Source organism: Gilvibacter sediminis, from assembly GCF_028561565.1.
GTDB lineage: Bacteria > Bacteroidota > Bacteroidia > Flavobacteriales > Flavobacteriaceae > Gilvibacter > Gilvibacter sediminis.
On sequence record NZ_JAQQTE010000022.1, the window covers coordinates 35,980 to 48,607 of the forward strand.

Consider the following 12,628-nt stretch of genomic DNA (forward strand, 5'->3'; position numbering starts at 1 on the left):
ACTCTATAGACGGAGTAGAACCGCAGGTGTTACAGATAAATTCAATTTTAACGTTGTTTTATGTTAAATTTGAAAGAGGCCTTAAGGCTTTAAAAAATTATGGAAACAAAGAAGAATAAAACCTTGGTGCTCGGAGCCAGTTTAAAATCCAATCGTTATTCCTATTATGCCATTGAGCGTTTGGTAGCTCACAAGCAGCCGGTTGTGGCTATTGGGCTTAGAGCAGGAACAGTCGCGGGTATTCCAATTGAAACCACCTTGTTGTCCTTTGAAGGCATTGATACGGTAACCCTCTATTTGAATCCGCAGCGACAACAACAGTACTACGATTATATCATCGGCTTAAAACCCAGAAGAGTGATCTTTAACCCGGGTACAGCAAATCTCGAGTTTGAAAATAAATTACGCGCTCACGGCATTCTGGCCGACCGTGCCTGTACGCTCGTCCTTCTCAGTACGAATCAGTATTAAGCCCAATAAGGTCAAGGCTCCGTTTAGGATCAGAATAAAGAATCCCCACTCAAAATTCAAATAGGTCGCAGATGCCCAGCTAATGGCATAGCCCAAAAAGGGAGTGAGTACAGCAATAATTGGGACCAAATGATCTTTTACCTTCCAATTGGAGAACAAACCAAAGGCGTACAGTCCCAATAATGGCCCGTAGGTATAGCCGGCATAGGTGAGTAGTTTGGTGATCACACTTTGATCTGCAATGAGGTATTTAAAGCCGATTATAACCAGCAATAACACGAAGGACATGGCCACGTGAACGCGTTTGCGAATCTTTTTAGCTTCGGATTCTGATTTGTTCTCTTCAATGTTTAGTATGTCAATACTAAAACTAGTGGTCAGCGAGGTGAGCGCACTGTCTGCGCTGGAATAAGCCGCCGCGATAAGCCCTAACATAAAGAGCCCCGCGATACCAATACCCAAGCCAGATTCAACAGCCACGGTTGGGAAGAGTTGATCCCTTACGGCATCAATACCGTTGTTTTGCGCATAAATGGTAAGCAGTAATCCCAGCACTAAGAAGATAAAGTTCACCACGGTAAGTACCACGGTAAACCAGAACATATTCTTTTGGGCATCGCCGATATTTTTACAGGTGAGGTTTTTTTGCATCATGTCTTGATCCAATCCAGTCATCACAATGGCAATAAAAGCGCCGCTTATGAATTGCTTGATAAAATGCTGACCCGATTTCCAATCATCAAAAAAGAACATTTTAGAAAGCTCACTTTCTGCAATGGTGTTGGTGAGTCCGCCTAAAGACAAGCCCATATCCGCAGAGATGATGTAGATGGCAACTCCCACCGCAACTAACATGAATAAGGTTTGCAAGGTATCTGTCCAGACAATGGTTTTAATACCACTTTTAAAGGTGTACAGCCAGATCAGCAGTATGGTGATGGCCACGGTAACCGCAAAAGGAACTCCGGTTCCGCCCATGAAAGGCATCTTGTCAAAAACTAAGTATTGGAGTACGTTCGCCACTAAGTAAAGTCTAAAGCTCGCGCCAACTATTCGCGAAAGCAGAAAAAAAGAGGCTCCCGTTTTATAGGATTTTTCCCCAAATCTCACTTTTAAATAGCCGTAAATTGAGGTCAAATTTAAGCGGTAATACAGAGGCATTAAGATCATACCAATGACAGCATAACCCACAGTGTAACCCAACACCACTTGAAAATAACTGAACTGTGAAGCAGCGACTTGTCCGGGTACGGAAATGAACGTAACCCCGCTTAAACTGGCGCCTATCATGCCAAAGGCTACCACGTACCAAGGCGATTTATTACTGGCTTTAAAGAAGTCTGCATTGCTGCCGCCCTTGTTGGTTAAAAAGGAGATGAGAATCAAAATTCCAAAGTAACCGGCAATTAATAGAAGGATGTGGGTAGGGTTCATGAGCGCTAACTTGTTTAAAATGTATAACAAATCCAAATTTCGATTCGTATATTTGAAAGTCTTCAAAAAAATCAACCATGAAAAAACTACTACTACTTGCTGCATTCGCAATCGTCGGGTGGGGCACATCTACAGTACAGGCTCAGGAGTATCTCGACATGATCGAGGCTGGAACCTTTACCATTGCAGAAATCCAAAACAGTGCGAAAGCCCATTTTGATGAAGTGGGAACCGGACGCGGAACTGGTTATAAGCAGTTCAAGCGTTGGGAGTATCAAGCATTGCGTTTGCAAAATGACGAGGGTTACCTAACGCAAGAGACCGAGTACATCGAAGAACTTCAACGCTTTGAGGCGTATTTAAATGACAATCCATCTGCGCGTTCTGCTAGTGGCGGAACAGGAAACTGGGTGGAAGAAGGGCCTACCACTTGGGACGATTACCAAGGGTGGAACCCAGGAATTGGTCGTGTGACTGGTTTTGCTGTCGATCCAACAGATAACGATCACATTGTGATCGGTTCACCAACCGGTGGAGTTTGGAAGACCCTTAACGGTGGAGCGAATTGGATTCCATTGACTGATTATTTTGTGAATTTGGATGTGTATTCAGTGACTATGGATCCACAAGATTCTCAAACGTATTTTATTGGATCTTACTCAGGATTGATCTACAAGTCTACCGACGGCGGAGCTACTTGGGCTCAGCAAGGTGTTGCTGGTGGAGGCTCTATCGTGAACAAGATCTTGATTCACCCTACAGATTCTAACATTATGTTTGCTTCAGTGCAAAACCAAGGTATTTATCGTTCCTTGGACGGTGGAGCAACTTGGGCAGACGTGATTCCAGCGGCTAGCCGTGGATATGACGTAGAATTCAAACCTGGTGACCCTTCTGTGGTTTACGCTTCAGGTAACCGTTTCTACAAGTCTACAGACGGTGGAGCTTCTTTTAGCACTATCAGTGGTGGATTTACCTTTAACCCAACAATGATCGGGGTAACTCCTGCAGATCCTTCAAGAGTATACGTTGTTCAATCTAATGGAAACCGTTTTGGTGGATTCTTCAGATCTGATGATGACGGAGCAACCTTCTCCAACCTTCCACACGGATCAACCAACTACTTCGGATACAGTGTATTCGGATCAGATACAGCAGGTCAGGCGCCACGTGATATGGACATCACCGTGAGCCCAACAGATGCTGATGAGGTATTGATCGCTGGAATTTTGGTTTGGCGTTCCTTCAATGGAGGTGCTGATTTTGAATGTACTTCAGGATGGGCTTTATTTGAGTCAAGCTCCTTTAACGTAGGATACTGCCACGCTGATGTGGATATCCTTGAATACGTAGGAGATAAAGTGTTTGCTGGTACAGACGGCGGTTTGTTTATCGCTGAAGATCCACAAGCAACCATGTCTCAGACTTTCTGGACGGACCTTTCATTTGGTTTGGGTATTCGTCAATTCTATAAAATTGGAATCTCTCAGAGTGATCCTGTGATCATCACTGGTGGTTCTCAAGACAACGGTTCTTCTGTTTACACAACCGCCGGAGAATGGCGCGATTGGCTAGGAGCCGATGGAATGGAAGGATTTGTTGATAAAGACAACAACAATTTCCTTTACGGAACAACACAAGGAGGTCAATTGTACCGCTCTACTACTGGTGGTGTGACTTACTTCAACCTAAACGAGCCTTCACCAGGAGGTGGAAACTGGGTTTCTCCATTTGAGCAGGATCCTAATGTAACCAATACGATTTACGTAGGATACAATCGTGTGAACAAGTCTACCAACTCTGGTGGATCTTGGACTGCGATCTCTCAGACCTTCCCAGGGAATTTGGACAATTTAAAGATCACTCCTGGTAATAGTGATATTATGTGGGCCTCAAGAGTGACAGTTCTTTACAAAACTGAAGATGGTGGCGCGACTCCTTGGAGCACCGTAACGGGGACTATAGGTAGTATCAATGATATTGCTATTCACCCAACAGATCCAAACCGAATAGCGGTAGCGACCACTTACGGAAGCGCGAAGGTTTATGTTACTACTGATGGAGGTGTGACTTGGCAGAACTACAAGAAGAACCTTCCGAACTTTGCTGCGCTTTCTGTAGTATGGGATGATACTTCTGTAAACGGACTTTACGTAGGAATGAACTACGGATTGTTCTACATTGATGACACTTTCTCTGACTGGCAAGTATATGACACCAATATGCCTCACGTACGTGTGAGCGAATTGGAGATCAACAATGTGAATGATCGTATCTACGCGGCTACTTACGGACGTGGAGTATGGTCGTCTCCAGTGTATGATAACCCACTGAACGTGGCAGACAACACTTTTGAGAACTTGGTGACGCTATATCCAAACCCTGCGCGTGATGAGGTGACTATCAACTGGCCAACAAGCAGCGAAGTTGATATTGAGGTATTTGATATTAACGGACGTCTGTTAATCAACCAAAAGGACATCAACGTACAAGGTGCTTACAATTTGAATATTGCTCGTTTGAACAGCGGAGTTCACTTTGTGAGAATTTCTAGCGAGGGACGAATGATCGTGAAAAAGTTGATTGTCAACTAAGACCGAATCATTTAAATCATAAATAAATTGCTCCGAGAGGCCGTTGGGTTTCTCGGAGCTTTTTTATCTTTAGGGCTGTGGATTTCTCTTCAAAATTATTGGCAGAAGCTGTAGACGAAGTATCGCTCTTACCAGGTATTGGTAAGCGCACGGCGCTGCGTTTAGTATTGCATTTGCTCAAGCAGCCGCAGGGGCAAACCCTCCGACTGGCAGAGAGCCTAACAGCGCTCCGCAGTCAGATCCAATTTTGTGAGAATTGCCATAATATCTCAGACAGTCCGCGCTGCGATATTTGTTCCAATCCCAATCGCGATGACAGTTTGGTTTGTGTGGTGGAGGATATTCGAGACGTGATGGCCATAGAGCACACGGCGCAGTTCCGCGGGAAATATCACGTGCTTGGCGGAAAGATCTCTCCAATGGAAGGGATCGGGCCTGGAGACCTTCAGATTGAATCCTTGGTACAAAAAGTGGCCGACGGTATTGTCAAAGAAGTGATCTTCGCCATGAGCTCCACCATGGAAGGAGATACCACCAATTTCTTTATCTACAAACAGCTCGCACCTTACGGAGTTACAACGACGACCATCGCCCGAGGCATCTCGGTAGGTGATGAATTGGAATACGCGGATCAAGTCACTTTGGGGCGCAGCATACTGCAGCGTATTCCGTTTGAATCTTCGTTAAAAAATAGCGGCTCGTGACCCTGTCGGTTGTCATCTTAAACTACAATGTCCAGTACTTTTTGGAGCATTGTCTATACAGTGTTGTAAAAGCAACTTCGGGTATGGACGCTGAGATCATTGTGGTAGATAATGCCTCTGTTGATGGATCTGTAGCCATGGTGCGTGAAAAGTTCCCACAGGTTAAGCTTATCGCCAGTCCCAATAACGACGGCTTCAGTGCTGGAAATAATTTGGGTATTGCTGAGACGAAAGGACAATACGTTTGCTTGTTGAATCCCGATACCATTCTGGGAGAGCAAACGCTAAGAAAAGCATTAGAAAAGGCTCAGTCCATAGAAAACCTAGGTGCTCTTGGGATCAAGATGATAGACGGTACGGGCTCATTTCTTCCCGAATCCAAGCGCAAGCTTCCCTTGATCTCTGCCGCGCTTAAAAAGGTGATCGGTTTGGGTGGAGGACGCGGTTATTATCAAAATGACATTGATGAAGATGGGGAGGGCTCAGTTGGAGTCCTGGTCGGAGCGTTTATGCTATTTCTCAAAGAACGATATTATGAAGTTGGCGGATTGGACGAGACCTATTTTATGTACGGTGAGGATATTGATCTGTCCTATAGTTTTACCAAGGCAGGCTACGTCAACTACTATTATGGTGGTACTTCCATGATCCATTATAAAGGAGAAAGTACAGCTAAGGATAAAGCCTATTGGGACCGATTCTACGGGGCTATGGAGATCTTTTACAAAAAGCATTTTCCTTCAAGCGCATTGGTTGAAGGTCTTTTAAAGGCTGGGTTGTGGATCTTGAAGCATATAGCGGCTTGGAGTCATCGAACTAAAAAACCGAAGGTACTTCCCGTAAAACAACGCTACTTACTTTCGGAGCAGTTTGCTTTGCGAGAAAAACTCGAGGGCTTGCCTGAATTTGAAAATTTGAGCAGCTTGTCTAAGTCCAGAGCTTTTGATGGGGCTATAATGCAGTCTTTGTTGGTTATGGATACATCGTATATGGATTACCAACAGATTATCAGACTGATGCAGGAATTAAAAAATTCTGGGAATCGTTTTAGAATACATCCTAAACGCACTAATTTTATCATCGGAAGTGATTATAGCGACCAAAAAGGGGAGGTTGTGCAATGGTAAAATATTGCAAACTATTTAGTGACAGCCCGCTTTTTTGATTAATTTTGCAACGCAATACACCTTTCAACTCTATTTTTTGAGAATATGGCAAAGTTTGAATTAAAGCTCCCGAAAATGGGAGAGAGTGTAGCAGAAGCTACATTGACCGCTTGGCTTAAAGAGGTCGGAGATACCATTGAGGCCGATGAGCCTGTGTTGGAGATCGCCACCGATAAGGTCGATTCTGAGGTTCCCAGTGAAGTGGACGGAGTTTTAGTGGAAAAACTTTTCGAGGTAGATGCCGTGATTCAAGTTGGGCAGACCATCGCTATTATTGAAGTTGATGGAGATGACGCTCCTGCGAGCACTCCGGAACCTGCTCAAGAAACTGCTGCCCCTGCAGAGGCTGCTGCAGTAGAAGAGACCGTAACCACTGCTCAAGCCGTTGTGGCTCCTGCTCAGATCAGCAATGATGGAGATCGATTCTACTCGCCATTGGTGAAGAATATTGCACAAACAGAAGGTATTTCTCAATCAGAATTGGATGCTATTCCAGGTTCTGGATTGGAAGGTCGCGTGACCAAGAACGATATCATGGCTTACCTAAAAAGCCGTGGAACTGCTGCTGCGACTCCAGCGGCAAAACCTGCAGCTCCGGCTGCTGCTCCTGCAGAGAAGAAGCCAGCCGCTAAAGCTGCGCCTGTTTCTGTAAATGGAGAAGATGAGGTTATTGAAATGACCCGTATGGGCAAACTCATCGCGCATCACATGCGTGCCAGTGTGGAAACTTCTGCACACGTACAATCATTTGTTGAGGTAGATGTGACCAACATCTGGAACTGGAGAAACAAGGTTAAGAAGTCTTTTGAGGCTCGTGAAGGAGAGAAGATCACCTTTACGCCGATCTTTATGGAGGCAGTTGCCAAGGCCTTGCGCGACTTCCCGATGATGAACATTCAGGTAGATGGAGATCGCATCATCAAAAAGAAAAACGTAAACCTGGGTATGGCTGCGGCCCTGCCTGATGGCAATTTGATCGTTCCTGTGATCAAAAACGCAGATCAACTCAATTTGGTGGGTATGACCAAAGCAGTTAACGACCTTGCAGGACGTGCGCGTAACAACGCCTTAAAGCCAGACGAGATCCAAGACGGGACGTACACAGTAACCAACGTAGGTACCTTTGGAAGTGTTATGGGAACTCCAATCATCAACCAACCACAAGTGGGAATCTTGGCTTTGGGTGCTATTCGTAAAGTACCTGCAGTTATTGAGACACCAGAGGGTGACTTTATTGGCATTCGTCATAAAATGTTCTTGTCGCACTCCTATGATCACCGCGTGGTCAACGGGGCGTTGGGTGGAATGTTTGTCAAGCGCGTAGCCGAGTACCTAGAAGCTTGGGATACTAATCGCGAGATTTAATCCATTTCTTCAAGGCCGATTCTGTTTGGTTTTAGTGGGTGTTTCCCTCAAATTATAAGTAACTTTGTGGGATAATATTTCCCAATGCAGCTAAACCTTAATAAACCCATTTGTTTCTTTGATTTGGAGACCACGGGAACCAACGTGGCTCAAGACCGAATCGTAGAGATCTCCATTTTAAAAGTATTTCCTAACGGCAATAAAGAAAGCCACACCTGGAAGGTTAATCCGGGCGTGCCTATTCCTAAACAAGCTGCAGATATCCACGGCATCACAGATGAGATGGTTGCCAATGAGCCTAGTTTTAAAGAACTGGCGCCTAAGGTCATGGCCTTGCTTAAAGACAGTGATCTTGGTGGGTTTAACTCCAACCGTTTTGATATTCCTTTATTAGCGGAGGAATTGTTGCGCGCTGAGATAGATCTGGACTTGAAAAAAGCCCAGTCCGTAGATGTCCAAACCATCTTCCACAAAATGGAAAAGCGCACCTTAGGGGCGGCTTACCAGTTTTACTGTGGTAAAAATCTAGAAGATGCCCACTCCGCAGAGGCGGACACCAATGCTACTTATGAGGTCTTATTGGCGCAATTGGATCGTTATGAAGGATTGGAGAACGATGTGAAGCACCTGGCGGAATTCTCTTCCCATAAGAACTTTGCAGACTTTGCTGGTTTTGTGGGTTATGACAAAGAAGGTCGAGAGATCTTCACCTTTGGAAAATACAAGGGCACTTTAGTAGAAGATGTCTTGGACAAGGAACCGGGCTATTTTGGCTGGTTGCTCAATGCAGACTTTCCGCTTTACACCAAAAAAGTGCTTACCCGCATCAAACTCAATCGATTCAACAATAAATTGCTTTAGGTCATGAAGATCATCTGTATCGGTAGAAACTACACCAAACACATCGAGGAGCTCGCTAATGAACGTCCGGAGCATCCGGTAGTGTTCATGAAGCCAGACACCTCCATCTTGCTCAAGAAGAATCCTTTTATCATTCCTGAATTTACCGAGGAAGTGCATCACGAGGTGGAAGTATTGATCAAAATCAACCGCATCGGGAAGCACATTGACAAAAAATTTGCCCATAAATATTTTGATGAGATCGGATTGGGGATCGACTTTACAGCGCGCGACATTCAGACGCAAGTGAAAGAGAAGGGATTGCCTTGGGAAAAGGCCAAAGCCTTTGACGGATCGGCCGTTATTGGTAAGTGGTTTGATAAAAACCAATTTGGTGATCTAAACAATCTGAATTTTAGTTTATTGCGCAATGATGAGCTGGTTCAAGACGGAAATACCTCTTTGATGCTTTGGAAGATCGATGAGATCATCGAATATGTATCTAAATATTTTACTTTGAAGATCGGAGATATTATATTTACCGGCACTCCTGCTGGCGTCGGTCCAGTAGCCCCAAATGATCGTTTGGCTGGATTTTTGGAAGACCAACCAGCATTCGAGATAAAAGTAAAATAAATGAACAAGCACTATTCCCCCGAAAGTCTTGATGCCCTTGCTGGCGGAGATGACGAATTTAAAGCCGTTGTGGCTCAAACCTTCTTAGAGGAGATACCTACTGATCTTCGAGCTTTAGAAGAAGCTATTGCTGTGAATAATAAAGAACTGGCCTATCAGTTCGCCCACAAAATGAAGCCGAATTTAGAAATGTTCGGTATTGAAGTGGTTGAAGACATTCGCGCCATTGAGGCTTGGACCAAAGCGTCTCAGCCTGTATCGGCAGTAGAAGAAATCTTAGACAAGGTAAGCGGTATTCTCAATACCGTATTTGACGAACTAAAAGCCGATTTCAATATTTAGATGCAAGCAGAGATCATCACCATAGGCGATGAGATCCTTATTGGACAGATTGTAGATACTAATTCTGCCTACATCGCTACGGAACTCAATAAGATTGGAGTTCAGGTGTATCAGATCACTTCCGTCCAAGATGAACGTGAGCACATATTAGACGCCTTAGCCAAAGCTAAAGAGCGTTCTCAAGTAGTTATTGTGACCGGTGGATTGGGTCCTACCAAAGACGATATTACCAAACAGACCTTCTGTGAATTCTTTGATGATCACCTGATTGAGAATGCGGAGGTAGTTAAACAGATCCACGAGCTTTTTGCGACCTATGTGAAGCGCAAGCCATTGCCGGCGAACCTAACCCAGGCCATGGTGCCATCTAAAGCGGTTATACTTCCCAACCAACACGGAACCGCTCCCGGCATGTGGATGCAGCAAGATGAGGCTGTTTTTATTTCCTTGCCTGGCGTTCCTTATGAAATGAAAGGCTTGATGCAGGATTCCGTTTTGCCCAAACTACAGCAGACCTTTGATAGACCATTTATTTACCACAAGACTTTATTGACCTATGGTGAGGGTGAAAGCACCATTGCCGATAGGATAGAGGCCTGGGAAGACGCTTTGCCTGCCAACATTAAACTGGCCTATTTGCCTTCTTTAGGGCGCGTACGTCTGCGTTTATCTGCCAAAGGAAGCGATCAGCAAGAAGTTATTGCAGCCGTTGAGGCGCAGATCAAAACTTTGATGCCTATGGTAGAGCACATCTTTGTTGGGTTCGAGGAAGACGGGGCAATAGAAGAGTCTGTAGCTAAACTGCTCATTGAGGGCGGTAAAACTTTAAGTATAGCGGAAAGCTGCACTGGTGGACGCATTGCGCAAACCTTTATTTCACGTTCTGGAGCTTCGGCTTATTTTAAAGGTGGAATTACGCCTTATGAAACACAAATGAAGGTAAAGCTCTTAGGTGTATCGCAAGAGATCATTGATGATCACAGCGTAGTTAGTGCTGAGGTAGCAGCAGCTATGGCTACACAAGTGCGGGAGTTATTTGGCAGCGATTACGCCATAAGCACTACAGGAAATGCCGGTCCTTCTTTGGGAGACAGCGCAGCTCCTGTGGGAACCGTATTCATCGGAATTGCTGGTCCTGAGGGCGTTGTGACAGAAGAACATCGTTTTGGAAAGAACCGCGAAAAGGTGATTCAAAGAGCCACTAATAAGGCCTTGGAGCTGCTCAGAAAGCAACTCGTCAAAGCTACTGTTACGGAGCAGTAAACCTCGTTCGAAGAAAAAAAAGAGAAACTTTCTTAAAAAACACTGAATTCTCTTTTGCTCAGGAGATTTAATTTTTCTAAATTTGCACCCTGTTTAAAAATAACATTTTAAAGGAAAGCACCGATGTCAAGAGTTTGTGAGCTTACTGGAAAGAAAGCAATGGTAGGGAATAACGTTTCTCACGCCTTGAACAGAACAAAACGCAAGTTTGATGTAAACTTGATCAAAAAGCGTTTTTACATCCCAGAAGAGGATAAGTGGATTACACTTAAGATCTCTACTTCTGCTTTGAAAGATATTAATAAGCGAGGAATCTCTGCTGTGCTTAAAGAAGCCCGCGAAAAAGGATTTCTTGAAAAATAACACCTAAAGGTCTCTAACCATGGCAAAGAAAGGAAACAGAGTACAGGTTATTTTGGAGTGCACAGAGCACAAGGAGTCAGGTATGCCTGGAACTTCTCGTTACATCACTACCAAGAATAAAAAGAACACGCCAGATCGTATTGAGTTGAAAAAATTCAACCCGATCTTAAAGCGCATGACTGTTCACAAAGAAATTAAGTAAGCACGGAGCCGCTGGCACCTTAAAACAATAATTATGGCAAAGAAATCAGTAGCATCCTTACAGACCGGATCAAAGCGATTGACCAAAGCGGTAAAAATGGTAAAGTCTCCTAAGACTGGAGCTTACACCTTTGTTGAGTCTATCATGGCTCCAGACGCCGTAAACGACTGGTTAAAGAAGTAATCAGCGCTTTTAGCGTAACGATATTCAGGGCTGTCTTTTTCAAAAAGACGGCCCTTTGTTTTTTGTATCTTTGCTAGCGCTTAAAGTCAATAATCAGAAGCATTCATGAGCTTTTTCAAGAAAATATTTACCAAAGAAAAAAAGGAAAATCTGGATAAAGGACTGGAAAAGTCCAAAGCCAGCTTTTTTGACAAACTCTCAAAGGCTGTCGCTGGGAAATCTAAAGTTGATGATGATGTCCTGGACGAGCTGGAAGAGGTTTTGGTTCGATCTGATGTAGGTGTCAACACTACATTGAAAATTATAGACCGCATTGAGGCCCGCGTGGCCAAAGATAAATACTTGGGTACTGATGAGCTGAACCAGATCCTTAGAGAAGAGATTGCTGGTTTACTTTCAGAGACTCATGACGACCAAAAAAACGATCCGTTCGGCTTGGACTCTGAAGAGAAGCCCTACGTGATCATGGTAGTTGGCGTAAACGGTGTGGGTAAAACAACCACCATCGGGAAGCTAGCCAGTCAATATAAAGCTGCTGGAAAATCGGTGGTTTTAGGAGCTGCGGATACTTTTAGAGCAGCGGCTATTGATCAATTACAGATCTGGGCAGACCGCGTGGATGTGCCAATCGTAAAACAAAATATGGGAAGCGACCCTGCTTCTGTGGCTTATGATTCTGTGGAGAACGGAAAAGCCAATGGAGCCGATGTGGTGATCATCGATACCGCGGGTAGATTGCACAACAAAGTCAACTTGATGAACGAGCTGACCAAGATCAAGCGCGTGATGCAAAAGGTAGTTCCTGGTGCTCCACATGAGGTGCTTTTGGTCCTTGACGGATCTACCGGACAGAATGCCTTTGAACAGGCAAAGCAATTCTCCGCAGCTACAGAGGTAACGGCTCTGGCCATTACAAAACTTGACGGAACTGCCAAAGGTGGTGTTGTCATAGGGATCAGTGATCAGTTGCAAGTACCTGTAAAATATATCGGGGTTGGAGAAGGGATTGAAGACCTTCAGATCTTTGACCGTTTGGAATTTGTGGATTCATTCTTCAAGCAATAA

General features: G+C 44.5%; 14 protein-coding genes. 13 read left to right on the forward strand and 1 reads right to left on the reverse strand.

Features of this window, described 5'->3' with window-relative positions; genetic code table 11:
• Nucleotides 1-99: 99 nt before the first annotated feature.
• The gene (locus POW22_RS12335) at nucleotides 100-471 is read left to right on the forward strand and encodes a CoA-binding protein (protein WP_272833012.1); all 372 of its coding nucleotides are present in this window, start codon (nucleotides 100-102) and stop codon (nucleotides 469-471) included.
• Here POW22_RS12335 and POW22_RS12340 read toward each other — a convergent pair.
• Entirely contained in the window at nucleotides 403-1,905 is a 1,503-nt protein-coding gene (locus POW22_RS12340) for a sodium:solute symporter (protein WP_272833013.1), read from the reverse strand. The genes POW22_RS12335 and POW22_RS12340 overlap by 69 nt on opposite strands.
• Nucleotides 1,906-1,982: 77 nt before the next feature.
• Here POW22_RS12340 and POW22_RS12345 point away from each other — a divergent pair, with 77 nt between their 5' ends.
• From POW22_RS12345 to ftsY, 12 genes are all read left to right on the forward strand, one after another.
• A complete protein-coding gene (locus tag POW22_RS12345) occupies nucleotides 1,983-4,499 on the forward strand; it encodes a T9SS type A sorting domain-containing protein (protein ID WP_272833014.1) in 2,517 nt (838 codons plus the stop codon).
• A gap of 77 nt (nucleotides 4,500-4,576) precedes the next feature.
• Entirely contained in the window at nucleotides 4,577-5,203 is a 627-nt protein-coding gene (gene recR, locus POW22_RS12350) for a recombination mediator RecR (protein WP_272833015.1), read from the forward strand.
• Nucleotides 5,200-6,330, forward strand: coding sequence for a glycosyltransferase family 2 protein (locus tag POW22_RS12355; RefSeq protein WP_272833016.1), 1,131 nt, complete (start codon nucleotides 5,200-5,202; stop codon nucleotides 6,328-6,330). Before recR ends, POW22_RS12355 begins: the two co-directional genes overlap by 4 nt.
• A gap of 84 nt (nucleotides 6,331-6,414) precedes the next feature.
• Entirely contained in the window at nucleotides 6,415-7,734 is a 1,320-nt protein-coding gene (locus tag POW22_RS12360) for a dihydrolipoamide acetyltransferase family protein (RefSeq protein ID WP_272833017.1), read from the forward strand.
• Nucleotides 7,735-7,818: 84 nt separating this feature from the next.
• The gene (locus POW22_RS12365; RefSeq protein ID WP_272833019.1) at nucleotides 7,819-8,595 is read left to right on the forward strand and encodes a 3'-5' exonuclease; all 777 of its coding nucleotides are present in this window, start codon (nucleotides 7,819-7,821) and stop codon (nucleotides 8,593-8,595) included.
• A gap of 3 nt (nucleotides 8,596-8,598) precedes the next feature.
• Entirely contained in the window at nucleotides 8,599-9,210 is a 612-nt protein-coding gene (locus tag POW22_RS12370; protein ID WP_272833020.1) for a fumarylacetoacetate hydrolase family protein, read from the forward strand.
• Entirely contained in the window at nucleotides 9,211-9,552 is a 342-nt protein-coding gene (locus POW22_RS12375) for an Hpt domain-containing protein (protein ID WP_272833021.1), read from the forward strand.
• A complete protein-coding gene (locus POW22_RS12380; protein WP_272833022.1) occupies nucleotides 9,553-10,815 on the forward strand; it encodes a competence/damage-inducible protein A in 1,263 nt (420 codons plus the stop codon).
• Nucleotides 10,816-10,938: 123 nt separating this feature from the next.
• Nucleotides 10,939-11,178: a 50S ribosomal protein L28 gene (gene rpmB, locus POW22_RS12385; RefSeq protein WP_272833024.1), complete on the forward strand. Its 240-nt coding sequence runs from the start codon at nucleotides 10,939-10,941 to the stop codon at nucleotides 11,176-11,178.
• Nucleotides 11,179-11,197: 19 nt separating this feature from the next.
• Nucleotides 11,198-11,380, forward strand: a complete 183-nt coding sequence (rpmG, locus tag POW22_RS12390) for a 50S ribosomal protein L33 (RefSeq protein ID WP_087523039.1) — start codon at nucleotides 11,198-11,200, stop codon at nucleotides 11,378-11,380.
• Between the two features lie 33 nt (nucleotides 11,381-11,413).
• Nucleotides 11,414-11,563 carry a DUF4295 domain-containing protein gene (locus tag POW22_RS12395; protein WP_272833025.1) on the forward strand — a complete coding sequence of 50 codons (150 nt, stop codon included), beginning with the start codon at nucleotides 11,414-11,416 and terminating at the stop codon, nucleotides 11,561-11,563.
• Between the two features lie 105 nt (nucleotides 11,564-11,668).
• Nucleotides 11,669-12,628 (forward strand): signal recognition particle-docking protein FtsY, encoded by a 960-nt coding sequence (gene ftsY / locus POW22_RS12400; RefSeq protein WP_272833026.1) that lies wholly within the window; start codon nucleotides 11,669-11,671, stop codon nucleotides 12,626-12,628.